Source organism: Parahoeflea olei, from assembly GCF_001703635.1.
Classification (GTDB): domain Bacteria; phylum Pseudomonadota; class Alphaproteobacteria; order Rhizobiales; family Rhizobiaceae; genus Hoeflea; species Hoeflea olei.
The window spans coordinates 46397-72400 of sequence record NZ_LQZT01000007.1 but is presented as its reverse complement, the minus strand read 5'-3'; the positions used below and the strand labels follow the sequence as shown (position 1 = coordinate 72400).

The window sequence follows — 26004 nt, the reverse complement described above, 5'->3', positions numbered from 1 at the left end:
GGCCGGGGGCTGCCGCATCAGCGCCCGGCGCAGCTCTTGCCGCCGTCGACGGGTATGCAGACGCCGGTGACGTATTTGGCTTCGTCGGACGCCAGGAACAGCGAGGCATAGGCCACGTCCCAGGCGTCGCCCATCTTGCCCATCGGCGAGGCAGCGTTGCGCGCCTTGCGCATTTCTTCGACGCTTTCGAACTGGCCGCTGATCTGCTTGTAGATCAGCGGGGTATCCATGACGCCCGGCAGCACCGCGTTGGCACGGATGCCGTGCGGCCCGTAATTGACCGCGAGCGCGCGCGTGAAATGGTTGAGGCCGGCCTTCGACGCGTAATAGCCGAAATAGGGCATCTGGTTGATCTGGACCGAGGCCGCCGACGAGATGTTGACGATCGCGCCCGAGCGCTGCTCGAGCATCGCCGGCAGCACATGCTTGCAGGTCAGGAACACGCCGGTGAGGTTGGTGTCCAGCGAGAAGTGCCAGTCGGCCTCGCTGAGTGCGACCGGATCGCCCATCTTGGTGACGCCGACATTGTTGTGCAGCACGTCGATGCGGCCGAAGCGGGACAGGGTATGGTCCACGGCGGCCTTGACCTCGGCGGAATCGGTGACATCTGCGGCGATGGCATCCATCTCGAGGCCCATCTCCGCGAGCGCGGATCGGGTCTCCTCTGCGGCGGACAGGTTCAGGTCGACGCCGACAACATGCGCACCCTCCTGGGCGAACAGGGCGGCGGTCGCCTTGCCGTTGCCCCAACCTTCGCCGGATGATCCGGCACCGAACAACAGGACAACCTTGTCCTTCAGGCGATCAGCCATTTTTACTTCGTCTCCTGGGCGTTCCTGGGTGAAAGAGTTCGCGCGAGGGCGGCGGACAGCTGCCGCGCCTCCTCGCGCAGAAGGCCGGCGAGCCAGAGGGCCCGGTCGCCGTGAATGCGTTCCGCAATCGCGGTGATGCTCAGCGAGGCCAGCGGATGGCCGTCCTGCCCCAGCACCGGCATCGCAATCGCGTTGATGCCGGGGAGCACGAGCCCCTCGACATAGGCATAGCCAAGCGACTGGGTCTGGCGCACGAGACCGGGCAGCTTGTCCGCCGCGAAGGCCGGGTACTCGGCCAGCCAGCGGGCATTGGCCTCGATGATGGTGGTGATTTCCGCGGGCGCCAGGCTGGAAAGGATGGCAAGGCCGCCCGAGCCGACGCCGAGGGGGCGGCTCTGCCCGACATCGAGCGACAGCGTCTTGATCGGATAGGTTCCCTGCTGGCGGCCGATACAGACCGACCGCAGGCCCTCGCGCACCTGGATATAGGCGGTGTCGCCGGTCTCGTCGGCCAGGCGCATCAGCACCGGTTGCGCGAAGCTGCCGATCTCGTTGACCGAGGCGCGGCGTGCCAGGAGGCCGATGCCCGCCCCCAGGTGATAGCGGCGCGTCGTCAGGTTCTGGTAGGCGAAGCCCTCGTCATTGAGGGCCGCGAGGATGCGGTGGGCGGTTCCCTTGCCGAAGCCGGTGGCCTTGGCGATGTCGCCGAGGGTGCCGCCGGGGGTGCCGAGATCTGCCAGCACGCGCAGCACGGCGGCCGCGCGGGAGATCGATTTCACCGGCGTAACGTCCAGATCTTTTTCCATGCGTTCCTGCCTGATTCTCTATTCCACATAATGACACTCAGGTTCCTCATTGCGGAACGAATTTGCTTGCCGTCATGATTGGCATCTGCACGAAATCGCGTCAACCTGTGTTCCACTGGTGGCATAATGGCCGAAATACGTGCAAATGCAACAGGATATCGGGGCAACCAAAAAATTATGCTGCAGTTGACAGGTCAATGACTTGCATGCAAGCATGTTCCGCAAATAGATAACAATCGTTCCGTAATGCGGAACAGTATAGGAGGAACTTCATGAAAGCGTTTTATGTTTCACTGCTCGCCGCTTCCACCATGCTGATGGGCGCAGCGGTGGTGCACGCCCAGGAGAGAACCTCGATCCGCATCGGACTGACGGTTTCGTCGACCGGCCCCTACGCCGTGGCGTCACAATCGGGCGAGCGCGGCATCGGCATCTGGGTCGACGACGTCAATGCGCGCGGCGGCATCGAATTCGAGGGCAAGAAATATCCGGTCGAACTGGTCAAGCGCGATGACCGCAGCGACAAGCAACTGGTTGCGCGCGTTTACGAGTCGCTCATCACCGAAGAGAAGGTGGATGCCCTGATCGCGCCGTTCAGCTCCACCCTGGTCGGCGTTGCCGCGCCGGTGGTCGAGTCGCGCGGCGGCTTCATGGTGAGCTGGGCCGGTTCCTCCGACCAGCTGTTCCAGCAGGGCTACAAGAACATCGTCTCCGTGACGGCGCAGGCCTCGCAGATTCCGATCACCAGCATCGATCTCGCCAAGAAGCTCGGCGTGACCAAGCTTGCGGTGGTCTCGATCGACGAGCCGTTCCCGGCCAGTGCCGCCTCCGCCGCCAAGGGCATGGCCGAAGCGGCCGGCATGGAAGTGGTCCTGGACGAGCATTACGCCAAGGGCACCAAGGACTTCTCGATCCTTTTGCAGAAGGCGCAGGCAGCGGGCGCCGACGGGTTCTACACCTCGTCCTATGACGCCGACCTGATCCCGATGCTGCGCCAGATGCGCGAACGCGAGATCAGCTTCCCCTATACCTACATGCTGTACGGCTCCTCGCCGGCCGTGCTGGAGACGGGCGAAGATGCGGCCTATATCTTCAGCCACACCCAGTTCGACGCCAACGTCAACTGGCCGGTGACCGACGGCCTGGCGACCAAGGAATTCCTTGCCGCCTATGACAAGCTCTATCCGAATGCGGCCTATCCTGCCGACTTCCAGACCGCGCTCGCCTATGGCGCCGGCGTGATCCTGGAGAAGGCGATCGCCACGGCCAACTCCACCGAGCCGGCCAAGCTCAAGCAGGCCGCCCTCGATTTCAGCGGCGACACCGTCATCGTGTCCGGCGAGTTCAAGATCGAGGAGACCGGCTTCCAGCGCGGCATGACCCCGATCGTGCTGCAGAACCAGGCGGACGGGCTGAAGATCATCGCCCCCGATGCCATCAAGACCGCCGAGCCGGTTTACCCGATCCCGGCCTGGGGCGAGCGCTAACCTCCCCAGCCGGCGCGCCCGAGGCTTCGGCCGGGCGCGCCGGCATTTGCTATCGGTGACCAGGCCGCGTCTGCCCCCGACGCCAGGCGGCCAAAGACAACAAAGAGGTCCATACGTGTCATCCAACCGCCTTGTCTGGACGCGGACGTCCATCTGGCTCGGGTTTCTCGCGCTCTTAGCGCTGGGACTCGGGCTTCTGCCGGCCTACGGGTTCAGCCTGGCCTTCTGGTTCTACCTTCTGCTGTGGATCACGCTTGCCTCCGGGCTCAACATCATGGCCGGCTTCACCGGTTACCTGCCCTTCGGCTATGTCGCCTTCTACGGCATCGGCGCCTATGCGGCGGCGGTGACGGTGAAGATGCACGGCCTGCCGATCTGGGCCGGCTTCATTGCCGCGGCCCTGGCCGGCGTGGTGCTGAGCCTCCTGTTCGCGCGCACCATGGTGCTGCGCGGGATCTATTTCTCCATCGTGTCGCTGGCGCTCGCCGTGATCTGCCGCCTGCTGATCGCGGCGATGCCGGAAGACGTCGCCGGCGGCTCCTACGGCATCGCGCTCGGCTTCTCCAATCCGGACGGCGCCTATTACGCGATGCTGGCGCTGATGCTGGCGACGCTGCTGACGGTGACCTGGCTTGCCCAGTCGCGCCTCGGCATGGCGCTGCGCGCGATCCGCGACGATCCCGACACGGCCGAAACCGTCGGCATCAACATCGGCAGGGTCCGGCTCAAGGCCTGGGTGCTGTCGGCGGTGATCGCCTCCATGACCGGCGCCATCGAGGCCTGGTACACCAGCATCGTCGACACCGAGACCGCGTTCAACCTGCTGGTCAGCACCAAGGCGGTGATCTTCGCCGTCGCGGGAGGGCTCGGCACCGTGATCGGGCCGGTCGTCGGCACCGTGGTGATGCTGATCGTCGACGACCTGATCTGGCAGCACTTCCCGGTGCTCAACGTGTTCCTGCTCGGCCTGGTGATCGTGCTGTTGATGATGTTCCTGCCCAGCGGCATCGTCGGCTCGCTGATCCGCGCCAAGCCCTTCCTGCGCCGTATCCTGTTCTAAGGCGGACCCTAGCTCATGATGACAACCCTTCTCATCCAGGCCCTCGTCTCGGGACTGATCCTGGGCGCTCTCTACGGATTGATCGGCTGCAGCCTGACGATCATCTACGGCACCATGCGCATCGTCAATTTCTCGCACGGGGAGTTCGTCGTCGCCGGATGCTTTGCGGTGCTGATGTTCTTCTCGGCCACCGGCCTGCATCCGCTGCTTTCCATCCCGCTGGTGTTCGTGGCCTTCTTCCTCGTCGGCATGTGCCTCTATTACCTGTTCGTGCCGCGGCTCAACCGCGGCGACGACCCGGAAGTGGCCTCGTTCCTCACTTTCTACGGCGTGTCGCTGATGGCGGGCGCGATCCTGCTGTTCTTCTTCCAGGCCGATACCCGGTCGTTGAACTACGTGTTCACGCCAAGCGTCTTCAAGATCGGCCATGTCTTCATCCCGACGGCGCATATCGCGGCGCTGGCGACCGGCATTGCCATCATCGCCGCCCTGACCTGGTTCCTCTACAAGACCATCTACGGCAAGGCGCTGCGCGCGGCGATCATGAACCGCGATGCGATCCAGATCGTTGGCGTCAACATCAACACGCTGTCGGCGCTGGCCTTCGGCCTGGCGATCGCCATCGCCGCCTCGACCGGCGTGCTGCTGGCGCTGGTGTTCCCGGCCTTCGGCCCGTTCTCCGGGATGGATTACACGCTGATCGGCTTCGTGGTGATCGTGCTCGGCGGCCTTGGCCATCCGATCGGCGCGATCATCGGCGGCATCGTGTTCGGCATTGCCGAGCAGGTGGCGATCGTCTTCCTGCCGCAGTCCCTGTCGCAGGCCGTCGGCTTCGTCATCCTGATCGCGGCCATCACGCTTCGCCCCTCCGGGCTGTTCGGAAAGGTGGCCCTGCGATGACGACGGCTGCAGCAACCCAGGTAAACCAGGTCCAGGCAGGGAGCAGGGCGCCGATGCTCGAAGTGAATGCGTTGCGCAAGGTGTTCGGAGGCCTGGTCGCGGTCGACACCATCTCCTTCACCGTGCCGGAGAACAGCATCCTCGGTCTGATCGGCGTGAACGGGTCCGGCAAGACCACGATCATGAACTGCATCAACGGCATCTATGATGCCACCGAAGGCGCCATCAATTTCCGCGGCACCAACCTCGTCGGCAAGAAGCCCTACGAGATCGCCCGCCTCGGCATCGGTCGCACCTTCCAGGTGCCGCGCCTGTTCCGGCGGCTGACGCTGACGGAAAACCTGATGGTGCCGGTGCTCGAGGACAGCCGTTCGAATGCGGAACTCACCGAGAAGGCCAATGCCCTGCTCGCCGAGGTCGATCTCTACCGCATCCGCGACAACCACGCGGAAGAGCTTTCCGGCGGCCAGCAGAAGCTGGTGGAACTGTTGCGCGTGATGATGCTCAATCCGGACCTGATCCTGCTCGACGAGCCGTTCGCGGGGGTTCACCCGAACCTGTGCAAGGTGTTCCTCGACCAGATCCTCAAGCTCAAGGATGCGGGCAAGAGCTTTATCCTGGTGAGCCACGACCTGACCTCGGTCTACAGCCTGTCGGAACACCTGCTCGTGCTCAACCAGGGCAAGAAGATCGCCGAAGGCAACGCGGCCGACATCCAGCACAATCCTGACGTTATCGAAGCATTCCTGGGGCGATGATCATGGCAAACACGACACCTGCCGCGGGCGCCGCGGCCTCAGGGGAGGTTATCCTCGGGCTCGAAGACGTCTCGGTTTCCTATCACGGCGACATCACCATTCTCGACCACGTCAACATCTCGGCGCGCAAGGGCATGGTGACGGGCATCATCGGTCCGAACGGGGCCGGCAAGTCGACCGCGCTGAAAACCCTTTACGGGTTCCTCAAGCCGACGACGGGCCACATCCGCTACAAGGGCGAGAGCCTCAACGGCAAGCCGCCCTACACCTTCATCGAACGCGGTATCGCCTTCGTGCCGCAGAACCGCAGCCTGTTCGGCGACCTGTCGGTGCAGGACAACCTGCTGCTCGGCTGCTGGGTGTTCCGCAACGATGCCGCGCGCGTCAGGCGCGTGCTGGAGGCGGCCTATGCGCAGTTCCCGATCCTCGGCGACAAGCGTCACGATCCGGCCTCGAGCCTCAGCGGTGGACAGCAGCGCTTTCTCGAACTGGCCCGCGCGCTTGCGCTCGAGCCGGAGGTGGTGCTGCTCGACGAACCCACGGCGATGATCGCGCCGAAACTCTCGCGCGAGATCTACGACTTCATCAGGGCGCTGCCGGAGAAGGGTATCACGGTCGTTCTGGTCGACCAGAACGTGCGCCAGTGCGCCGCCGTCTCCGATTATCTCTATGTGCTCGAGCTTGGCCGGAACAAGGCCGAGGGCGGCAAGGAGATGTTCGAGGGCGACAGCGCGCTGCACAAGCTGATCGCCGAATGGCTCGAATATAAGATCGACTGAGCCGCAGAGGAAGCTGACGGAACCATGGCGATTGCTGTCCCCAATCTCGCCGACAGGCCGATCCACGAACTCGCCCCGCTGATCGAGACCGGAGCGCTGTCGCCGGTGACGCTGCTGGAGGCCTGCCTTGCGCGCATCGCGGCAACGAATCCAGTGCTGCATGCCTTTGTCGTCCTGTGTGCCGATCGGGCGCGGGAGGCGGCGAAGGCGGCCGAGCGCGAAATCGCCGGCGGCAGCTATCGCGGAAAACTGCATGGCATCCCCTTCGCGGTGAAGGACCTGCTCGACGTCGCCGGCCTGCCGACCGGTGCGGGGTCGCTGCATCTTGGCGAGAATGTCGTTGCGGAAACCGCGACCGTGGTTCAAAGGCTGATCGAGGCCGGAGCGATCTTTCTCGGCAAGCTGCAGATGGTCGAGTTCGCGTTCGGCGGCTGGGGCACCAACACGCATCTGGGCGCACCGCGCAATCCCTGGGACCTGACCGAACACCGCTCGCCCGGCGGCTCGTCAAGCGGCTCCGGCGTCGCCGTGGCCTCCGGCATGGTGGCGTTCTCGCTTGCGTCGGACACCGGAGGCTCGATCCGCAGTCCCGCCTCGATGAACGGCATCGTCGGCTTGAAGCCGACCATTTCCAGCGTGAGCACCCATGGCGTGTTCCCGCTCAGCCAGACCCTCGATTCCATCGGCCCGCTGACGCGCTCGGTCGAGGATGCGGCGATCGTCTTCGACGCGATCTCGGGCATGGACTGCCGCGACCCGGGCACCTGGGGTGCGAACCCGCCGCGCGTATCCGGCGGCGGAGCCGATATCGGCGGCATGCGGCTGGGGCTTCTGACACCGGACCAGTTGCCGGGCGTCCAGTCATCGATCCTCGACGCCCTGGCGCGGTCGGCAAAGGTGTTCCGCGAGCTTGGTGCAGAGGTCGTGGAGGTGCGGTTGCCGCGTGCGCCGCTCGATTATTGCGTCGGCGCATCGCACATCATCCGCACCGAGGCCTATGCCAATCTGGCCGCGCTGATGGCGGAGGATCGCGGTGCATTCGATCCCCATGTCCGTGCGCGCGTCCACGCCGGCAATACCGGCACGGCGGCGGAGTTCGCGGCACGGCTGATCGAGCGGCGCGAGGATAGGGTGGCGATGCGCGAGAGCCTCGACGGCTTCGACGCGCTGCTGCTTCCGGCCACGCCGATCGCCTCGCCGCCGCTTGCCACCATCGACGAGCAGGCGATGCCGCTCTCGAACCTCACGCGCTTCGTCAACTATCTCGGCCTGTGCGCGATGGCTCTGCCCAACGGCGTCAATGCCGAGGGGATGCCGCTGTCGCTGCAGATCGTCGCCATGCCGTCGCGGGAGGACATCCTGCTGACGCTCGGGCGCGCTTTCGAGCGGGCAACCACGTGGCACGCGCGCCGCCCCGACCTGTCGTCCCTGACCGGCTGAGGCCGCGGGACCCGACCCGTTTCGTTCTCCGTAGAACAACAAGAAGGACAAGATCCATGACCATCGAACTGACCGGCGGCGAAGCGATCGCCCGCATGATCTCGCTTTACAATCCCGGACCGATCTACGGCATGGGCGGCTTCCAGCTTCTGCCGTTCTATGACGCGGCCCGCCGCATCGGCCTCAAGCACTATCTGATCAACGACGAACGCGCCGGCATTTTCGCCGCCGACGCCTATGCCAAGATCTCCGGCCGCGTGGGGCTCGCCGACGCGACTCTCGGCCCGGGCGCGACCAATCTCGTCACCGGCCTGGTCGAGGCGCTGAACGCCGGCACGCCGATGGTGGTGCTGGTCGGCGATTCTCACCGCGAGCATTCCTGGAAGAACATGACGCAGGAGAGCCGGCAGACGGAGATCCTCAGGCCCGCGGTCAAGGAACTGCTGCGCATCGAGATGATCTCGCGCATTCCCGAATTGGTGCGCCGCGCCTTTGCGGTCGCCACCTCCGGCCGCCCCGGCCCGGTCGTGATCGACGTGCCCGAAGACATTTCGCATGGCGTGTTCGAATTCGAGGATCGGGATTTCTACGCAGTTGCCGCCCACGAAGCGATCCCGGCGCTGCGGTGCCGGCCCGAGCGCGCGCCGCTCGAAAAGGCGGCCGGAATGCTCGCGGACGCCCGCACGCCGATCATTCTCGCCGGTGGCGGCGTGCATCTGAGCGCCGCCGCGGACACGCTCACCGCCTTCTCCGAGGCGCTCAACATTCCGGTCGCGCATACCCTGAGCGGCAAGGGCGCGATCGCCTGCACGAGTGGCCTCAATGCCGGGCTTTTCGGCCGCTACGACCGCATCGCCAACAAGCTGATCGAGGAGTCCGACCTGATCTTCGTCGTCGGCTGCAAGCTCGGCGAGATCGCGACCAAGCGTTTCACGGTCCCGCCGCGCGGCAAGACTATCATCCATCTCGACCTGCTGGCGGAAGAGTTCGGGCGCACCACCGACTGTGCGATCGCGCTGTGGGGCGATGTCGGCGCGACGATCGCCGAGCTAAACGACATGCTCGCGCCGCGCGCGGCCGAGATCAGGGCGCGCCAGACCGGCTATGCCGCCGACGTCGTCAAGCGCATGGACGCCTGGCGGCAGGATGTCAGTCCGCGGCTCAACTCGGACGAGACGCCGGTCAGCATGGCGCGCATGCTGACCGAGCTCAACAAGGCGCTGCCGGACGACGGCATCCTGATCGCCGACGGCGGCTTTGCCGCGCATTGGGGCGGGCTGCTGTTCGACACCAAGAAGCCGGGCCGCGCCTTCGTGCCCGATCGCGGTTTCGCCTCGATCGGCTACGGCGTGCCGGCGGCGATCGGCGCCCGCGCGACCTCGCCGACGCGTCCGATCTTCGCCATCACCGGCGACGGCGGCTTCAACATGATGCTGGGCGAGCTCGAGACCGCCCGCCGCCTCAAGCTCGACTTCACCATCATCGTCGTCAACAACGCCGCCTCCGGCTACATCAAGGCGCTGCAGCACCTGATGTACGGCGCCGAGGGCTACCATGCTTCCGATCTCGAGGAGACCGATTACGCCAAGATCGGCGAGGCGATGGGCGTGACCGGAATCCGCGTCGAAAGCCCGGACCGGCTGGAAGGCGCGATCCGCCAGGCGATGACGGCGAAGGGGCCGGTGATCATGGACGTCGTCGTCACGCGCGACCCGGCCAAGATGCTGCCCGGCGTCGACAACCGCACCGTCAAGGTCAAGAAGGGCGATCGCATCGCCTGATGCCTCCCAAGGCGAACGGAAAGGCCGGCTGCAGAGCTGGCCTTTTTGTTTTTGGCCAAGGCGGGGCGTTGTCGGACCGCGCAAGGCGGGCAGCGCCGATACCGGCGGATCAGCCTGCGGCCCAGACCGTCAGGCGGTCGATCAGGCGTTCGCCCGGGACTGCGCCATGTGCTCGGGCGGTGGCGTTGACGCGCGAGATGACGCCGTCTTCGAGCACCGAGCGGGCATCGCCGATGCGGGCGGAAGCGCCGTCGACGGTGAGGCCGGCGATGCCGCGCCGGTCGAGCGCGGGCAGGCGCGTGGTGCCCGCCTCGTCTATGCCGATACCGGCGTCGTGAAACACTCCGGCGAAGGCATCGACCTGCAGCGCCAGGAAGTCGTTGCCCCCCAGCAGGCCGCCATGGGAGCCGGTGACCACGATCTGGCCCTTGTCCTCGGGCTTCACGAGGCTTGCCGAATCGATCAGCACGATCCTGCGGGCCCCTCCTGAGTGGAGGCTGCGCGCCTCGCTGACCGTGCCCGGGTCGGCCCGGGACGCGACGGGGCCCGCATCGAGCTTCTCGGCCGCTGACGTGCAGGCCTCGCCGACCGTCACGCCGAGGGCGGCGGCGATGGCGTTGACATGGGTGATGCGGCCGCGCGCCGCCATGTCGGCCGCGTCACCGATGCGGCAGCTTACGTGGCCGACGGTCGCGGCCGCGATGCCGCGGTCCGCGAGATAGGCAAGCGACCCGATGCCGGCTGCGTCCCTGCCGACGCCAGCATCGTTGAGGATCACGGCCTTCACTCCGGCCTTCGCGGCGAGATAGCCGGGATAGAGCCCGCCATGCGAACCGCAGACGAGGACCTGCGCCTCTGCCTCGGCGCCGATCTTTGTCACCGTGTCGGCGAAATGGATCACGTCACGCGTCCTCGCAGTTCAGCCGGCATCGACGGCGAGCGTCGAATGGTCGACGCGCGGCGGACCCGCGAAGAACGCGCCCACCAGGCTGCGCCAGGTCTGGAACGCGTCCGAATTGCGAAACGTCTCGGTATGGTCTTCCAGCGTTTCCCATTCGACCAGCAGCCGGTAGGTGGCCGGCTTCTCGATGATCCGGCGCAAGCTCAGCGACCGATAGCCCCTGGCGGCCTTGAACAGCGGCACCGCCTGGCGCACGCCCGCCTCGAAGGCCTCTTCCTGGCCGGGGATGATGTCGAATTCGGCGATTTCCAGAACCATGTGCATTTTCTCCAGATCGTGTTTCAGCGGCGCGGAAAGGCGGGCGGTCAGGCGAACGCGGCTTCCATTTCGCGGCGATAGGCGTAGGCGTCGTCGCTTTCGTCGACCTCGACGTCGTCCCAGGTCAGGCTCTGGCCCTCAGCCACGGCGCGCTTGATGCGAAGTCCGTGGGCGAGGCCGATCGGCAGCCCGCCGATGGCGAGCGACGCCTTGGCCGGCATCAATTTGCCCCAGACGAGGTATCCGCCTTCGCCGTCGAGCATCTCCCCCGGCTGGATATCACGCTTTGCGGTCGCGACCACGTCGGCGACGAAGCCGGTCGGCTTTCCGGTCGGCTCGTGGCGCAGGGCCGCCGAGAAGATCGAGACGTTGAGCTCGAGGCCGATGAGATGGAACGGACGGTACAGGGCTGCCAGCGTGCCGGTCTCGTCGCTTTCGACGCCATATTCCCGGAAGCAGCGCTCGGTATAGGCGTTCGGGGCGGAGAAGACGACATAGACGCCCCAGCGCAGATTGTTCGGAACCGTGGTGCCGTCGCGCTCGACGCTCGATACCACCTCGACCTGGCCGCGATGGTGCAGGTTCTTCTCGCACAGAACCTCTGCCAGCTTGTCGGCCTGCGCAGGCGGAAATTTGAGCCCGTCGGGCGCGGCGGAAAGGCCGGTGGCATTGGCCACGGCCGCCATTTCGATTCCCGACTTGGTGCCGTCGATGAAGGAGTTGAACATCTGCGCGTTCATGCCCCCCTTGCGGGCGTCCTCCGGGTCGACGCCGCGATAGTGCCACACGGTTTCGGGCGTCGAGGTGTGAAACACCGGGAGATACTTGGTGCCCTTGCCCGCGGCCACCACGTCGAAGCCGCAGGTGCGCGCCCAGTCGACCATCTCGCAGATCAGCGCCGGCTGGTCGCCATAGGCGAGCGAATAGACGACGCCGGCCTCGTCGGCCTGCCGCGCCAGCAGCGGCCCCGCCAGCACGTCGGCCTCGACATTGACCATGATGATGTGCTTGCGCGCCGCAATCGCCGCGCGGGCGTGGCGTATTCCTGCCGCCGGATGGCCGGTTGCCTCGATGATGACGTCGATGTCGTCCGCTGCGATCATGTCGAGCGCCTTGTCGGCAAAGCGGGTGTCCGAGACCAGTTCCTCGCTCCAGCCCACGCCCCGGCAGGCGGTGCGGGCGCGCTCGGTCGAAAGATCGGCAATCGCGACAACCTTCAGGCCCGGCGTGGTCGGCACCTGCGCCAGAAACATCGAGCCGAACTTGCCCGCCCCGATGAGGCCGACGCGGACCGGCTTGCCGCCGGCTTCAACCGCTGCGAGCGATCTTGAGTAAAGGTTCATTTCCGTCTCTCCATTGGCCGCGCATGCCCTGTGGGAGGGCGGGCGTGGCGGCAGATCATGAGTGTTCGAGATGGGGCCGGGCCCAGCCCAGTCCGTCAAGTGTTGCGGCACGGGGCGAATATTCGGCGCCGACGAAACCGCGATAGCCGGTCGCTTCGATTGCCGAAAACACGGCCTTCCAGTCGACGTCGCCGGTTCCCGGCTCGCCGCGCGCGGGCGCATCGGCGATCTGGATGTGCCGCGTCCAGGGGGCACAGGCCTTAAGTTGCGCCACCACCGGCTCGCCCGATCTGGCGCAGTGGTAGACGTCGAAGAGAAGTCCTGCGCCCGGGCCTTCGAGGCGGCCGAGCAGCGCCACCGCCTCGTCGAGCGAGCGGATGAAGTAACCCGGCACATCCACCGGGTTGAGTGCCTCGACCAGCAGCCCGACCTGCGCCGCACGGGCCTGGCGCGCCGCCCAGGTCATGTTCGCGTGCCAGGTGTCGAGGCAGGCGGCGCGGCTGTGGCTTTCGCCCGGCACGCCGCTCAGCACATGGATGAACCGGTTGCCGAGCGCGCTCGACCAGGCCAGGGCAAGCGCGATCTCGTCACGGAACTCGGCCTCGCGCCCCGGAATGGCCGCCAGCCCGCGATCACCCGGCTGTGCGCCCGGCGGCGCGTTGATGAGCACGAGGTCGAGCCCGCTGTCGGCGAGTGCCGCGGCGACATCCGTCATCGCGTGGTCGTAGGGATACTGAACCTCGGCGGCCGTGAAGCCGGCCCGCCGGGCCGCGGGGAAGCGGTCGAGGAACGGCAGGTCCCCGAACAGCATCGACAGGTTGGCGCTCAGCCGCAGCATGCCGGACCGCTCCCTTACGGCTTTGCGCCCATCAGGTCCTTGGCAGAAAGGTGCTCGACCTCCTCGTCGCTGCCCTCGAAGGTGCGCGTCACCTTCATGGAACTGTAGATCCACAGGATGCGCATCGGCTCCTCGCCGGTGTTGCGGAAGGCATGGACCTTCCCGGCCGGGATATAGGTCGTGTCATACTGCACGAGCGGAGTGATCTCGCCATCAACCTCGACTTCGCCGCGGCCTTCGAGCAGCGTCACCTGCTCGTCGCAATTGTGCTTGTGCAGCGGCGCGCCGAGTCCCTTGGGGTAGACGCTCATGCCGGTGGTGAACTTGGCGTCGGGCGCGGTGAAGTGGGTGACGAGCGGGGTCGTTTCGATCCCGCTGCCGCGCGGGATGCGCTTGATGCTGGCGAGCGGGAAAATATGCGTCTGCGACATGACGGATTGTCCTTTTTGCGTGTGTCCGGCCGGAGCAGGCGCCGGAACCGGAGAGTGGCGAAGCTGCCGGTGCCTAGCCGCGCGGGGCGTGGCGCTCGGTGATGAATTTGGTGGTGAGATAGGCGCCGATCGCCTCGGAGCCGCCTTCGGTGCCGTAGCCGCTGTCCTTGATGCCGCCGAACGGCGTTTCAGGCAGGGCCAGGCCCAGATGGTTGATCGACACCATGCCGGCCTGCAGCTGCCGCTCGACGGTCGCCTTGGTGGCGGCGGAGCCGGTGAAGGCATAGGAGGCCAGCCCGAACGGAAGCCGGTTGGCTTCGGTCAGCGCCTCGTCGGTGGTCTTGAAAGGAATGAGCAGCGCGAGCGGCCCGAACGGTTCCTCGTTCATCACCCGCATGCCGCGATCGAGCCCGGAAAGCACGGTCGGCTCGTAAAAATTGCCGGCATTGCCGATGCGCCTGCCGCCGAGTTCCACCTTCGCGCCCCGGTCGCGGGCATCGGCGATCAGCGCGTCCACCGCCTCCAGGCGCCGCTCGGACACGAGTGGCCCCATGTCGCTGCCCTCCTCAAGTCCGTGACCGACCTTGAGCGCCCGGGCCTGGGCGACAAAGGCATCACGGAAGGTGTCGATCACGGTTTCCTCGATCAGGAACCGGGTGGGGGACACGCAGACCTGCCCGGCATTGCGGAATTTCGAGCGCACCATCAGGCCCGCAACCGACTGCACGTCGCTGTCGGCGAACACCAGCACCGGCGCATGGCCGCCGAGTTCCATGGTCGCAGGCTTCATGTGCAGGCCCGCAAGTGCGGCAAGCTGCTTGCCGACCGGCACCGAGCCGGTGAACGAGATCTTGCGAATCGCCGCGTGCGCGATCAGGTGCGAGGAGATTTCGGACGGAACGCCGTAGACCAGATTGAGCACGCCCGCGGGAAGGCCGGCTTCGTCCAGCACCTGGGCCAGCACCGCGGTCGATGCCGGGGTCTCTTCGGCCGGCTTGAGCACCATGGTGCAGCCGGCCGCGAGCGCCGCGCCGATCTTGCGCGCAGCCTGCGAAACCGGGAAGTTCCAGGGCGTGAAGGCCGCCACCGGCCCGATCGGCTCCCTGATTGCCGTCTGCCGCACCGCCGGATCGCGCGCGGGCACGACCTGGCCATAGGTGCGGCGCGCCTCTTCGGCAAACCAGTCGAAAATGTCGGCCGCACCGTCGACTTCCGCGCGCGCCTCGACGAGCGGCTTGCCCTGTTCGCGGGTGAGGATGGCCGCGGTCTCCGCCGCGCGCGCCCGCAAGGCCGTGGCGGCCCGGCGCAGCACGCCCGAGCGGTCGAGCACGCTCGCATCGGCCCAGCCGGCAAAGGCGGCCTGCGCGGCCGCCGCCGCCTGTTCCAGTTGGCTCTCCGTGGCGACGCAGACCTTGCCGATCACGGCGCCGGTCGCGGGGTCGGTGACGTCGATGGTGCGTCCGCTGCCGCCGTCCAGCCAGCGGCCGTCGATGAAGAGTCGGGTGTCGGGGTAACTCATGCTTGGCCTTTTCCGAAAGTCAGTCTGCGGCGTGCAGGCGGTCGTAGATCATGCCGCCGATCGGCAGGGCGGAGGTGGCGGCGGGCGAGGGCGCGTTGCACACATGCAGCACGCGGCGCGAGCGCAGCACCGTGAAATCGTGGATCAGCTTTCCTTCGCGCGACACCGCCTGCGCGCGGATGCCGGCGCGGTAGGGGCGCAGGTCCTCGAGCTGCAGCGAGGGACAGTATTTGCGGCACTTCTCCAGATAGGCGCGCCGGAACAGCGAATCCTTCATCTCGCCGATGCCGCTCGCCAGATTGGCGGCGATCAGCTTCCAGAAGCCGGGGAAGCGCAGATAGCTGCTCATGTCGGCCGCGTTGACCGAGAATTTCGGATAGCCCTCGCGGGCCATGCCGAGCACGGCATTGGGGCCGACCGTCAGCGAGCCGTCGATCATCGGCGTCAGGTGGATGCCGAGAAAGGGCAGCGCCGGGTCCGGCACCGGGTAGATCATCCGCTCGACCAGCCCGGACAGTTCCGGCCTGAGCGCATAATATTCACCGCGGAACGGCACGATCCGGAAATCGGCGTCGAGACCGGAACGGCTGGCGAGGCGGTCGGCCTGAAGCCCGGCGCAGGCCACCGCCTGGCGCGCCTCGAAAGCGGTGTCGCCGGCGATGATGCGGACATGATCGGCGCGGTCCTCGAACCGGTCGACCGCCACGCCGGTGGCGATCTCGCCACCATTCTCCCGGATAAGCCCGGCCATGGCGCGGCAGATTGCGGTGTAATCGACAATGCCCGATTGCGGCACCAGGATCGCGCCAAACCCGGTCACGGCCGGCTCCATCTCGGTCAGCGCCTCCGCCCCGATACGCGTGCAGGAAATGCCGTTGGCGGCGGCATTGGCCTCCAGCGCGGCAAGGCGCATCATTTCGACCTCGCTGGTGGCCACCACCAGCTTGCCGGGCGTGCGGTAGGGAATGCCGTTTTCCTCGCAGAAGTTCTTGGTGGCGCGCTCGCCGGCGCGGCACAGCTCGGCTTTGAAGCTCTTGGGCGCGTAGTAGATGCCGGCATGGATGACGCCGCTGTTGTGGCCGGTCTGGTGCTGGCCGAGCGCGTCTTCCTTCTCGATCACGAGCAGGCGCGCGCCGGGCCGGTTGCGCGTGATGGTCAGCGCTGTGGCGAGGCCGACAATGCCACCTCCGACGATACAATAGTCATACATGGCAAGTCCCGTCCAAGCTCTGCTTGGGGTCTCGCATATCATTGCCCGATCGTCAACAATCCTGTTATCAATAATGGCGACTGTCGGGCGGGCCGTGTTGACCGATATCGGGGGAACCGTGCTAGACAACGGCAAAGGGAACCCGGCGGGACGCCACATGACAGACCAGGTCGCCAGCGCACTGAGATTCGACATCGTCTTCGGGCGCCTGCGTCCGCGCGAGCGGCTGGTGGAAAACGACCTGACCGAACGCTTCGGCGTCGGCCGCTATGTCATCCGCGCCGCGCTCGACGAACTGGAGCGGCAGGGCTTTGTCGTGAAGCGGCCCAACAAGGGCGCGATGGTGCGCGAATATTCCAGCGAAGAGATCCGCCAGCTCTACGACATGCGCAGTCTTTTGCAGCGCGAGGCGGCCGAACGCATTCCGCTCGAGGATACCGCCGATTTGGTCGCCCGCCTCGAGGAAATCCAGGCGCGCTACCGGGCAGCCCTCAAGCAGCGTGACCTCGTGTCCGTCTCGGCCGCCAATGATGCATTCCATGCCACCCTGTTTGCGGCCTGCGGCAACGTCTTCCTTGCCGAAACGATCGAACAGTTCTGGAACAAGACGGCGGCGATCCATTCCTATGCGCTCATCGATCCGTCGCTCGCCGAGCGCTCCTGCGCCGAGCACGAGACAATGATCGAGGCGCTCCGCAACGGCGACCGGGCCACACTGGTCGAGGTCGTCGTCGATCACATGAAGCCGGCGCTGCAGGCCTACGAATCGGCCTTGCGCCGCTGGTAACGCCGCGGCGCGACCTGCCCCGACGGTCCCTGACGATCTTTCAAACGCTGCTGCCAGAGTGTGGCCGGCGGGGTGCCGGACGGCTCGGGGAGGGGATCTCTGTGGCGGAAATGTTACAGTGTCCGAAAAATGCGCTCTGCCCGCGCATGGCGCGTGACCGGGCTCGGGCGGCTGCGTCGCTGTCGCCATCCCAATGGAATCAAGCATTAAACATGACAAAAAGACACTAGTTTTATGCCGCAGCGGCGTCGGCGGCCTAAATCATTGCCATTGCGCGGGAATTTCGCCTTTGTTAGGGCCGTTCCATCGAAAATGTGAACGCCGCCACAGGCGTTGAGTGCCGCCAGATGTCCATGGAATCGATCAGTATCGCCTCCCTTTATGCCACCGAGCACAGCCGCCTGAGGCTGATGCTGATGCGCCGCGGCATGTCCGCGCAAAGTGCCGCGGATATCGTCCAGGATGCGTTCGTCAAACTGTTGCGCAATCCTGCCGCCGACATCCGCGACCTGCGAAGCTATCTGCGGCGGACCACCGAGACGGTCGCGATCGATCACTTCCGCAGCGAGCAGCGCGCCGCGCGCGTCGTGGACCCGGCCTTCGCCGTCGACGAAAATGTCGCCGACGCCTTGCCGCTGCCGGACATGGCCCTGATCTCGGCCGAGGAAATCGCCGCGCTCGCGGCCGCGATGCTGGAATTGCCGCCGCGCGCCCGCGAGGTGCTGGTCCTGCACAAATACGAGGGTCTGAGCTATGCAGAGATTTCCGAGCGCCTCGGCATCGCCCGGAACACGGTGATGGTGCACATGGTCAAGGCGCTCGGATGCCTGAGGTCGAAGCTGCGCGAGAACAATCCGCGCGACGACTAATTGGTTTCCGTCTTTCCACCGTCCTAGTAGATAGGCGATCGTCGTCGAATCGTGACGGCGGTCGGCGCACGCCCGTGAGGCGTGGCCGCATGCGACATGAAACGCCAACAGGACACACGGCCCAGCCGGGATTGCTGATGGGAAAGCGCGACGAACAGACCATCGATGACGAAGCCCTTGAGTGGTTCGTGCTGTTGGGCGACGAGGACGCATCTGACGATGACCGCCGTCGGTTCGAAGCGTGGCGCGCGGCCGACCCCCGGCACGACAGGGCCTGGCGCGAGCTCGAGCGTCTCTGGGGAGGCCTCGGCCATCGGGCCGTCGCGGACGCCGCCAGGGCCGGGGCGCACCGGCCCGGACCTGCCGTCGCACCGATCCGCCGCGCCGATCGCGCGCCGCCGCGCCTCGGGGCGAGCCGGCGTCAAGGCCTGTCCGTGGCCGCCGCCGTGATGCTTGCCATCGCCGTCGGCTGGCAGATGACGCCTGCGGGCCTCCTGGCCGATTACCGTTCGGGCATCGGCGAGCGGCAGACCGTTCGCCTCGAGGACAATTCGCAGGTCGAGCTCTCCAGTGCCAGCGCCATGGATGTCTCTTTCGGCCCCGGCCGCAGATATGTGACGCTGCTGGCCGGCGAAGCCTTCTTTACCGTCGCCCCCGATCCGCAGCGCCCCTTCGTGGTCAGGACCGGCCAGGGCGACATCACCGTGCTCGGCACCGCCTTCAATGTGCGTCTCGGCGACAGCGCGAGCGTCGCGGTGGCGCAGCACACCGTCGAGGTGAGCGCCGCCGGCGAAGCCGTTCGCGTCGGCGAAGGCGAGATGGTTCGGTTCGGCCCCGCCGGCGTCTCCGCGGCCGAGACCGCCGACCTCGACGCGATCTCCGCCTGGCGGCACGACCGGATCGTCTTCAGCGACCTGCCGCTCGATCAGGTCGTCGCCGAGCTGCAGCGCTATCACCGCGGCCGCATCCAGCTGGTCGGCGGCGGCATGGCCGACAAGCGCGTCACGGCGGTGTTCGACACCGGCCGCATCGATGCGGCGATCGGCACCATCGCCGAGAGCCTGGGGCTGCGCGTCATGCAGGTCCCGGGGCTGCTCACGTTGATCATGCCCGGCTGACGCGCCGCGAAAAAAACGCTCCGGCCTCTAATTACTTTTCCCAAGCCCGCCGTCTTCATAGTCAGGAGGCCGCTTTCGGCCGGTCTCCAGTGTGTTTGGAGACAGGTGATCATGCGTAACAGTGGATGTGACAGGGGAACGCGGTTCCGGAACTTGCTCGCGGGCCTGATGGCCGGCACGGCCGTGATCGCGGTCTCGGCCGGCGACCGTGTGATGGCGCAATCGGCCGCCGCTTCGGAGGCCAACCTGAACATCCCAGCCCAGCCGCTTGCGAGCGCCCTGATCGCCTTCTCCCGCCAGACCGGCGTCGAGGTGTTCGTCGCCTCACAGGACGCCGCCGGCAAGCGCTCGACCGCCGTCAGCGGCGCGCTCCGGCCGGAGGCGGCGCTGCAGCACTTGCTCTCCGGCGCGGGCCTTTCCTACAGCTTCACCAATCCGACCACCGTCACCATCAGCGACCGCATCGCTGCGGCGCATGCCCCGGCCGCCGATGACGGGTCGCTGCTGCTCGACACGATCACCGTCAATGGCGGCGGCAGGGAAGGCTCGGTCTACAGCCCCTATCAAACGGCCGGGGCTGCGGCCCATATTTCGGGCGAGAAGATCGAGCGTTTCCGCGGATCGAGTCCGGCCGACATGTTCCGTGGCACGCCGGGTGTCATGTCGGGAGAGGCCCGCAATGGCGCCGGGTCGATCGATCCGAATGTCCGGGGCATGCAGGGTTTTGGCCGTGTCGCGACAACCATTGACGGGGCCGAGAACGCGGTCACGATCTACCAGGGCTATCAAGGGCTTTCCAACCGGACATTCGTCGACCCGGATTTCATCGCCAGCGTCGATGTTCTCAAGGGGGCGGACACAGCCTCCTGGGGCAATGCCGGCTCAATCTCCATGCGGACATTGAGCGCCGATGACATCGTCAAACCGGGAGATACCTGGGGTGTTCGCGTCAAGGGCGGCGTCGGCGGGAATACCAGTGGCCCCGTTGCCGGCAACAAGGCGGGATACAGGTACAACAATCCCCTGGGCAGCGTGAGCAATCCGACCACGGGATATGGTTCTGCCACAGCTTCTCCAACCGGGATGGATCGCCCATCCCTGCTGTCGCCCACCAGCGGATCGGGCAGCATCGTCGGTGCCTACAAGGGCGAAGGGTTCGACATTCTCGGCGGGTATGCCAGGCGAAAGCAGGGCAACTACCACGCCGGAACCCATGGTGCGGCCGCGAATCCGGTGAGCACGGGGCCGCGCCCGTTCTGCTATGCCAACGGGGTCTGCAATCCCGACTTCCTGTATCGCGACGTCATCGAGAATGGTGGCCTGTCGAATTATCGTGCCGGCGAGGAAGTCCTCAACACCCAGCTCGAAACCGAGTCCTGGCTGTTCAAGCTGAACGCAGACATCGGCAGCGATCAGAAACTGCAACTCGGCTACACCGGTTACCGCAGTGAAGCCGGCGACCGGTTGGCATCGGCACAGTCCGGCTACATGTCGCAAGCCTTGCAGCAGGCGCAAACCACCGGAACCAGCCTCGATACGTTCACGGCGCGCTATCGCTGGAATCCGGAAGGAAACGATCTGGTCGACATGAAGGCGAATGCCTACTGGACCCATCTTGAGCAGCGTAACCCGCTGCGTGGCGGACGGTGGGGCGTTACCGCGGAATCCGTCGGCCTGCCGGCAGGGTATCGCGTCGGATCTGACACGGACATGTGGGGAGGCAGCATCAGCAACACATCGCTGGTTTCCCTCGACCATGCGGATCTCAATCTCACCTATGGCCTGTCGTATCGTGCGGAAGACACCCGCGGCAGCAGGCATGCGGCCGCACTCGAAGGATGGGTCACGCCGCGCGACGGCATCAGGCAGGAAGTCGCAGGCTATGTAAAGGGCAGCTACAAACCGTTTGAATGGGATTGGCTGACGCTGAATGCAGGTCTTCGTTATTCGCATTTCTGGTCCAAGGATCGCGTTGATCCCTATGAGCGCAGCCAGGTCGACAATGACCGTGTCGTTGTGGGCTATGAGACCGATGCCGGCGGTTTTAGCCCGTCTGTCGGCATTACCGTTGAACCCTTTGAAGGCACGCAGGTCTATGCCAGCTATTCCAGCATGATGCGGGCGCCGAGCATTATCGAATCGGTATCGGCCTTCAACAGCGTGGTGGCCAATAACGCCGTCAGGCCCGAACGGTCCAACAACTGGGAAATTGGCGCCAATTTCAACCGGGACGGGCTGATGCGGCCGGACGACCGGGCGATGCTCAAGCTTGGGTACTTCAACTGGAACGTGAAGGACTATCTGGCGCGGGGCATCATTGTCGATCCGACAAATCCCAACGCACTCGGGCTGGACATAACCAATATTCACCGGGCGAAATTTTCGGGGCTCGAGCTTTCTGGCCGATACGAAGCGGGCGGCTTTACGGCCGAACTGGCGGCCAACTATTTCCTCAATGTGGAATATTGCCGGACCGCCGCGACCTGCGAAGACAAGACCCTTTATGCCGACTATGCGACGAACCACGTTCAACCCGAATACACGGTTGATCTGACGCTGTCGCAAAAGCTGTTGCAGGACAGGTTGACGATCGGCGGCCGCATCTCTCACGTGGGCCCCCGCGCCATCGGTCACGGCGACGTGACGGCCCAGGGCGCGCAGCAGTTCATTACGCCGGTCCGGTGGGATCCCTACAGGCTTGTCGATGTCTTCGCCGAGTACAAGATTAGCGGCAACCTCACCGCCTCGATCCGGGTCGAGAACCTGTTTGATCAGTATTATGTCGATCCGCTCGGCCTTGTCTCCCAACCGGGACCTGGACGCACCTTCTATGCAAGCCTCACCGGTACATTCGGCGGCGACCAAAGCCTCAACCCGGCCTTCTCGCCGTTTTCGGGCGGAGCCTACGGTGCGGCTTCCGGAGTGGTCGACTGGACCGGGCTCTATGCGGGCATGCATGCCGGTGGGGCGTTTTCCGGTGAGAGGGGAACAACCACTGCGCTTGATGGAACGACAAACGCAACGACACGCGCGGAGTCGACGGACCTCGATATGAAAAACGGCCTGTTCGGCGTTCAGGCGGGCTACAATTGGCAGTTCGCCAACGGGATCGTGCTCGGCGTCGAGGCGGACTGGAGCAGGACCTGGATGAACGGCAAGCAAAAGACTGTTTCGACTGAAGCCGGCCTGGCCGACGCGGGCTCCGCGCAGGCGCTGACCTACCATGATGTCGACTGGGTTTCGACGATTCGCGGGCGTCTTGGCTATGCGCTCGGAAATCGCTGGATGGTTTACGGCACGGGAGGCCTCGCTCTGGCCCGGGAAAGCCTGGCCCGCGAGCAGTATTGGAGAAAGGACAGCTATTCGCCGGTCACCACGATTGCCTCCGTCGAGCGCACCAAAAAGACGCGGCTCGGGTTTACGCTGGGCGCTGGCACGGAATACGCCATCAACGACAGATGGTCGCTCAGCACAAGCTATGCCTATAGCCACTTTGGCAGCGCCGATTTCGAGTTCCAAAGTGCCCGTGCCGGCGCGGACACCACGTCCGGGGCTTTCGACATCACAAACGGCAGGAAGGCGTCCAACACGCTTGACCTTCACACCGTCAATATCGGCTTGAACTACCGGTTCTGACCTCCCCGACACTGCGCGCCTGCCTTTCCCGGAAGGGAGAAGGCAGGCGGTTCCTCCCCCCCCGCGCCCCCGCTTTGGCGAGCCCTGTTCCGGGAAGGACGGTGCAGCTGATCGCTCTGCGCTTCGCCGCTGTTGGCCCTGCTTCCGGATATTGAAGAGCGCGGCCGGATCCAGCCGGTCGGGGGTATTTTTCAGCACCGGCCGCATCGACGCGGCGATCGGCACCATCGCCGAGAGCCTGGGGCTGCGGGTCATGCAGGTCCCGGGGCTGTTCACGCTGATCATGCCCGGCTGACGCGCCGCGAAAAAAACGCTCCGGCCTCTAATTACTTTTCCCAAGCCCGCCGTCTTCATAGTCAGGAGGCCGCTTTCGGCCGGTCTCCAGTGTGTTTGGAGACAGGTGATCATGCGTAACAGTGGATGTGACAGGGGAACGCGGTTCCGGAACTTGCTCGCGGGCCTGATGGCCGGCACGGCCGTGATCGCGGTCTCGGCCGGCGACCGTGTGATGGCGCAATCGGCCGCCGCTTCGGAGGCCAACCTGAACATCCCAGCCCAGCCGCTTGCGAGCGCCCTGATCGCCTTCTCCCGCCAGACCGGCGTCGAGGTGTTCGTCGCCTCACAGGACGCCGCCGGCAAGCGCTCGACCGCCGTCAGCGGCGCGCTCCGGCCGGAGGCGGCGCTGCAGCACTTGCTCTCCGGCGCGGGCCTTTCCTACAGCTTCACCAATCCGACCACCGTCACCATCAGCGACCGCATCGCTGCGGCGCATGCCCCGGCCGCCGATGACGGGTCGCTGCTGCTCGACACGATCACCGTCAATGGCGGCGCTGGGCGCACGGCGACGCTCGGAAGCCTGGCGGATGACGACGCCAACTATCGTACCGCCGGCAGCAGTGCCTTCCTGAGCGACGCCAAGATCCAGCGGTTCCGGGGCTCTTCGGTGGGCGATTTCATCAAGGGCACGCCCGGCGTCTTGACCGGCGACAATCGCAACAGCGGCGCCGTCGATGTGAACGTCCGCGGCATGCAGGGGTTTGGGCGGGTTCCCGTCGTCGTCGACGGCACGATGCAGCAGAACACGGTCTATCGCGGCTATTCCGGGGTCGCCTCCCGCAACTATGTCGACCCGGACATGATCGGCGGTGTGGTCATCGAGAAGGGGCCCTCGGCCAGTGTCTATGGTGTCGGGGCCACAGGCGGGCTGGTGCGCATGGAAACCATCAACGCCGACGACATCATCATGGACGGCAAGAACTGGGGCGTAAGGCTGCGCGGCGGCATGATGGCCAATACCTCCACGCCGCCGGCGGTCGGTACCGCGGGCGGCTATGCCCCGATGGCCAAGTCGCGCTACACCACCGGCTGCAACTGGGGATGCACGCTCGACACGCTTCCCGACAACCCGCTCGTCGGCAGTCCCGACGGCATGGATCGCCCGGCGTTTCTTGAGCCCAATTCCGGATCGGGCAGTGCTGCATTTGCCGCGCGCAACGACATGTTTGAGGTGGTGGCGGCCTATTCCAGGCGCAAGAACGGCAACTATCATGCGGGCACCCATGGCAGGACGCCGCAACTGACGAAGTCCTACGACACGGTCATTCGGCCCGGCCGGCCCGGCAGGCCGGAGCAGATCACGGATTACACCGTCTATTCGCTGACCGGCCTCAACCGCTATCGCGCCGGCGAAGAGGTGCTCAACACCTCGCAGGACAACACTTCCTATCTCTTCAAGGCCAAGGCGGAACTCGATGGCGGACATGTCTTCGACTTCAGCTACATGCGCTACCACAGCCTGTTCGGCGAGATGATGCCGTCGGTCATCATCCGGTTCGACGGCGCCACGCAGGCCCCGTTGAGCGAAGTGTCGGTCGACACCTATCGCGCCGGATATCGCTGGAACCCCGACGAGAACGATTGGGTCAACCTCAAGGCCAATATCTGGATGACCGATACAGACACCCATATCCTGACGCCCTATGCCTTCGACTTCGGCGGCACCGTGGCGCATTTTCCGCAGGCCTACTGGGACATCGCCAAGCGCTACGGCTTCGACCTTGTCAACACCTCGGAGATGAGCACGCAGTGGGGCGATGTCACGGTCGCGACTGGAGGGTCCTTCGTCTATGAAACCCTGGAGCCGCCCGCCGGAAACGTGAATGTCGACAGCAACGAACTGCTGGCCTCGCGCGATGGCTGGCGCAAGGAAGCGAGCGCCTTTGTAGCCGGCGACTGGAAGCCGAAAGACTGGCTGAAGGTCGATGCGGCGCTGCGCTACACCTGGACGCAGTCCTACGACAACAACACCGGTTACGGACTGGATCAGCACAACGAGGAAAAGAACAGCGGCTGGGCGCCGATGGTCGGCGTCACCGTGGAGCCCTGGAGCGGCATCCAGCTCTATGCGAAATACTCCGAGGCGATCCGCTCGCCCAGCCTGTTCGAATCCACGACCGGTTTCTCCTTCAGTCCCGACCCCCTGGTCGGCGTGCGCCCGGAGCGCTCGCGCGATACCGAGCTGGGGCTCAACATCCTTCAGGAGAACGTGCTGCGCGCGGGCGACAAGCTTCGCTTCAAGGCGAGTTATTTCAACAATGACGTCAAGGATTACCTGACGCGCACCAACGATCCGAGCGTGTCGGTCTCCAATATCGAGCATGCGCTGTTCCGGGGTTTCGAAGCCTCCCTCGGCTATGATGCGGGCTGGGGCTATTTCGACGTCGGCGGCATCCTCTACGACAAGATCGAATTCTGCGCGGAGGAATTGCTCTCCGGGGTCATGTGCCGTCAGTCCGGCGTCAAGAACGGGTACGCGCAGCTGCACCGCCCGCCGAACAAGAGCGCCACGCTGACGGCCGGTCTGCGGTTGTTCGACGATGCCCTCGATGTCGGCGGGCGGGTGACCTATACCGGCGATCGCGGCCGCATGACCAATGTCGAAACCGGCGGCTACACGACCGTGGTGAACTGGCAAAAATACACGCTGGTGGACCTGTTCGCGAGCTACAAGGTCAACGACAATCTGCAGCTGGAAGTCGCCGTCGATAACGTCACCGACGTCTATTACATGGATGCGCTGACCCTCGGCCTGATGCCGTCGCCCGGCCGCACCTTCCGCGCGAGCCTGACAGCGAAATTCTGACGACACGGCCCCGCGCGGCATCGCGCTCCGGGGCGGAAACGAGCCGCTGTCATGGCGGAGACACAGATG

22 protein-coding genes are annotated in these 26004 nt (G+C 65.5%); 13 read left to right on the top strand and 9 right to left on the bottom strand.

Annotation, left to right across the window (positions count from 1 at the left end):
- Positions 1 to 17: 17 nt before the first annotated feature.
- Positions 18 to 812 (bottom strand): SDR family NAD(P)-dependent oxidoreductase, encoded by a 795-nt coding sequence (locus tag AWJ14_RS06820; protein ID WP_066176698.1) that lies wholly within the window; start codon positions 810 to 812, stop codon positions 18 to 20.
- A gap of 2 nt (positions 813 to 814) precedes the next feature.
- Positions 815 to 1618 (bottom strand): IclR family transcriptional regulator, encoded by an 804-nt coding sequence (locus tag AWJ14_RS06815; protein ID WP_066176693.1) that lies wholly within the window; start codon positions 1616 to 1618, stop codon positions 815 to 817.
- 272 nt (positions 1619 to 1890) lie between these two features.
- On the opposite strand from AWJ14_RS06815, the gene AWJ14_RS06810 reads away from it, so the two are divergent.
- The 7 genes from AWJ14_RS06810 to AWJ14_RS06780 all read left to right on the top strand — a co-directional run bounded on the left by AWJ14_RS06810 (position 1891) and on the right by AWJ14_RS06780 (position 9823).
- Complete coding sequence (locus AWJ14_RS06810) at positions 1891 to 3105, top strand: amino acid ABC transporter substrate-binding protein (protein WP_066176691.1); 1215 nt, start codon at positions 1891 to 1893, stop codon at positions 3103 to 3105.
- 115 nt (positions 3106 to 3220) lie between these two features.
- Entirely contained in the window at positions 3221 to 4165 is a 945-nt protein-coding gene (locus AWJ14_RS06805; protein ID WP_210183512.1) for a branched-chain amino acid ABC transporter permease, read from the top strand.
- 15 nt (positions 4166 to 4180) lie between these two features.
- Entirely contained in the window at positions 4181 to 5065 is an 885-nt protein-coding gene (locus AWJ14_RS06800) for a branched-chain amino acid ABC transporter permease (RefSeq protein ID WP_245304156.1), read from the top strand.
- A 53-nt stretch (positions 5066 to 5118) separates the two neighbouring features.
- Positions 5119 to 5823, top strand: a complete 705-nt coding sequence (locus AWJ14_RS06795; RefSeq protein ID WP_066176689.1) for an ABC transporter ATP-binding protein — start codon at positions 5119 to 5121, stop codon at positions 5821 to 5823.
- A gap of 2 nt (positions 5824 to 5825) precedes the next feature.
- Positions 5826 to 6602 carry a branched-chain amino acid ABC transporter ATP-binding protein gene (locus AWJ14_RS06790; RefSeq protein ID WP_066176789.1) on the top strand — a complete coding sequence of 259 codons (777 nt, stop codon included), beginning with the start codon at positions 5826 to 5828 and terminating at the stop codon, positions 6600 to 6602.
- Positions 6603 to 6626: 24 nt separating this feature from the next.
- A complete protein-coding gene (locus tag AWJ14_RS06785; protein WP_066176687.1) occupies positions 6627 to 8042 on the top strand; it encodes an amidase in 1416 nt (471 codons plus the stop codon).
- 56 nt (positions 8043 to 8098) lie between these two features.
- Positions 8099 to 9823, top strand: coding sequence for a thiamine pyrophosphate-binding protein (locus AWJ14_RS06780; RefSeq protein WP_066176685.1), 1725 nt, complete (start codon positions 8099 to 8101; stop codon positions 9821 to 9823).
- Between the two features lie 109 nt (positions 9824 to 9932).
- Here the strand turns inward: AWJ14_RS06780 and AWJ14_RS06775 are convergent, their stop codons facing one another.
- From AWJ14_RS06775 to lhgO, 7 genes are all read right to left on the bottom strand, one after another.
- A complete protein-coding gene (locus AWJ14_RS06775; protein ID WP_066176682.1) occupies positions 9933 to 10724 on the bottom strand; it encodes a hypothetical protein in 792 nt (263 codons plus the stop codon).
- Positions 10725 to 10742: 18 nt separating this feature from the next.
- Entirely contained in the window at positions 10743 to 11042 is a 300-nt protein-coding gene (locus AWJ14_RS06770; protein ID WP_066176680.1) for an antibiotic biosynthesis monooxygenase family protein, read from the bottom strand.
- A 47-nt stretch (positions 11043 to 11089) separates the two neighbouring features.
- On the bottom strand, positions 11090 to 12385 hold the full coding sequence (locus AWJ14_RS06765) for an NAD(P)H-dependent oxidoreductase (RefSeq protein WP_066176677.1): 1296 nt from the start codon (positions 12383 to 12385) through the stop codon (positions 11090 to 11092).
- Positions 12386 to 12440: 55 nt separating this feature from the next.
- The gene (locus AWJ14_RS06760; protein ID WP_066176676.1) at positions 12441 to 13223 is read right to left on the bottom strand and encodes a hydroxypyruvate isomerase family protein; all 783 of its coding nucleotides are present in this window, start codon (positions 13221 to 13223) and stop codon (positions 12441 to 12443) included.
- 14 nt (positions 13224 to 13237) lie between these two features.
- Complete coding sequence (locus AWJ14_RS06755) at positions 13238 to 13654, bottom strand: cupin domain-containing protein (protein ID WP_066176674.1); 417 nt, start codon at positions 13652 to 13654, stop codon at positions 13238 to 13240.
- A gap of 73 nt (positions 13655 to 13727) precedes the next feature.
- Positions 13728 to 15173, bottom strand: coding sequence for an NAD-dependent succinate-semialdehyde dehydrogenase (locus tag AWJ14_RS06750; RefSeq protein ID WP_066176672.1), 1446 nt, complete (start codon positions 15171 to 15173; stop codon positions 13728 to 13730).
- A gap of 19 nt (positions 15174 to 15192) precedes the next feature.
- Entirely contained in the window at positions 15193 to 16383 is a 1191-nt protein-coding gene (gene lhgO, locus AWJ14_RS06745; RefSeq protein WP_066176670.1) for an L-2-hydroxyglutarate oxidase, read from the bottom strand.
- A gap of 157 nt (positions 16384 to 16540) precedes the next feature.
- Between lhgO and AWJ14_RS06740 the strand changes: the two genes are divergently transcribed.
- The 6 genes from AWJ14_RS06740 (at position 16541) to AWJ14_RS06720 (ending at position 25935) form a co-directional block, all read left to right on the top strand.
- Positions 16541 to 17170, top strand: coding sequence for a GntR family transcriptional regulator (locus tag AWJ14_RS06740; protein WP_066176668.1), 630 nt, complete (start codon positions 16541 to 16543; stop codon positions 17168 to 17170).
- Positions 17171 to 17523: 353 nt separating this feature from the next.
- A complete protein-coding gene (locus AWJ14_RS06735) occupies positions 17524 to 18039 on the top strand; it encodes an RNA polymerase sigma factor (protein WP_245304155.1) in 516 nt (171 codons plus the stop codon).
- Positions 18040 to 18176: 137 nt separating this feature from the next.
- Positions 18177 to 19157 carry a FecR family protein gene (locus AWJ14_RS06730; protein WP_066176787.1) on the top strand — a complete coding sequence of 327 codons (981 nt, stop codon included), beginning with the start codon at positions 18177 to 18179 and terminating at the stop codon, positions 19155 to 19157.
- A 111-nt stretch (positions 19158 to 19268) separates the two neighbouring features.
- Entirely contained in the window at positions 19269 to 22793 is a 3525-nt protein-coding gene (locus AWJ14_RS06725; protein WP_066176665.1) for a TonB-dependent receptor domain-containing protein, read from the top strand.
- A 151-nt stretch (positions 22794 to 22944) separates the two neighbouring features.
- Complete coding sequence (locus tag AWJ14_RS22360; protein WP_171904834.1) at positions 22945 to 23088, top strand: hypothetical protein; 144 nt, start codon at positions 22945 to 22947, stop codon at positions 23086 to 23088.
- A 111-nt stretch (positions 23089 to 23199) separates the two neighbouring features.
- Positions 23200 to 25935 carry a TonB-dependent receptor gene (locus AWJ14_RS06720; RefSeq protein ID WP_083220104.1) on the top strand — a complete coding sequence of 912 codons (2736 nt, stop codon included), beginning with the start codon at positions 23200 to 23202 and terminating at the stop codon, positions 25933 to 25935.
- Positions 25936 to 26004: the final 69 nt, after the last annotated feature.

Excerpts from the sequence above, each read along its gene's own strand:
- AWJ14_RS06820 (WP_066176698.1), bottom strand. The coding sequence starts at position 812 with ATGGCTGATCGCCTGAAGGACAAGGTTGTCCTGTTGTTCGGTGCCGGA.
- AWJ14_RS06815 (WP_066176693.1), bottom strand. The coding sequence starts at position 1,618 with ATGGAAAAAGATCTGGACGTTACGCCGGTGAAATCGATCTCCCGCGCG.
- AWJ14_RS06810 (WP_066176691.1), top strand. The coding sequence starts at position 1,891 with ATGAAAGCGTTTTATGTTTCACTGCTCGCCGCTTCCACCATGCTGATG.
- AWJ14_RS06800 (WP_245304156.1), top strand. The coding sequence starts at position 4,181 with ATGATGACAACCCTTCTCATCCAGGCCCTCGTCTCGGGACTGATCCTG.
- AWJ14_RS06795 (WP_066176689.1), top strand. The coding sequence starts at position 5,119 with ATGCTCGAAGTGAATGCGTTGCGCAAGGTGTTCGGAGGCCTGGTCGCG.
- AWJ14_RS06790 (WP_066176789.1), top strand. The coding sequence starts at position 5,826 with ATGGCAAACACGACACCTGCCGCGGGCGCCGCGGCCTCAGGGGAGGTT.
- AWJ14_RS06785 (WP_066176687.1), top strand. The coding sequence starts at position 6,627 with ATGGCGATTGCTGTCCCCAATCTCGCCGACAGGCCGATCCACGAACTC.
- AWJ14_RS06780 (WP_066176685.1), top strand. The coding sequence starts at position 8,099 with ATGACCATCGAACTGACCGGCGGCGAAGCGATCGCCCGCATGATCTCG.
- AWJ14_RS06770 (WP_066176680.1), bottom strand. The coding sequence starts at position 11,042 with ATGGTTCTGGAAATCGCCGAATTCGACATCATCCCCGGCCAGGAAGAG.
- AWJ14_RS06765 (WP_066176677.1), bottom strand. The coding sequence starts at position 12,385 with ATGAACCTTTACTCAAGATCGCTCGCAGCGGTTGAAGCCGGCGGCAAG.
- AWJ14_RS06760 (WP_066176676.1), bottom strand. The coding sequence starts at position 13,223 with ATGCTGCGGCTGAGCGCCAACCTGTCGATGCTGTTCGGGGACCTGCCG.
- AWJ14_RS06755 (WP_066176674.1), bottom strand. The coding sequence starts at position 13,654 with ATGTCGCAGACGCATATTTTCCCGCTCGCCAGCATCAAGCGCATCCCG.
- AWJ14_RS06750 (WP_066176672.1), bottom strand. The coding sequence starts at position 15,173 with ATGAGTTACCCCGACACCCGACTCTTCATCGACGGCCGCTGGCTGGAC.
- lhgO (WP_066176670.1), bottom strand. The coding sequence starts at position 16,383 with ATGTATGACTATTGTATCGTCGGAGGTGGCATTGTCGGCCTCGCCACA.
- AWJ14_RS06740 (WP_066176668.1), top strand. The coding sequence starts at position 16,541 with ATGACAGACCAGGTCGCCAGCGCACTGAGATTCGACATCGTCTTCGGG.
- AWJ14_RS06735 (WP_245304155.1), top strand. The coding sequence starts at position 17,524 with ATGGAATCGATCAGTATCGCCTCCCTTTATGCCACCGAGCACAGCCGC.
- AWJ14_RS06730 (WP_066176787.1), top strand. The coding sequence starts at position 18,177 with ATGGGAAAGCGCGACGAACAGACCATCGATGACGAAGCCCTTGAGTGG.
- AWJ14_RS06725 (WP_066176665.1), top strand. The coding sequence starts at position 19,269 with ATGCGTAACAGTGGATGTGACAGGGGAACGCGGTTCCGGAACTTGCTC.
- AWJ14_RS06720 (WP_083220104.1), top strand. The coding sequence starts at position 23,200 with ATGCGTAACAGTGGATGTGACAGGGGAACGCGGTTCCGGAACTTGCTC.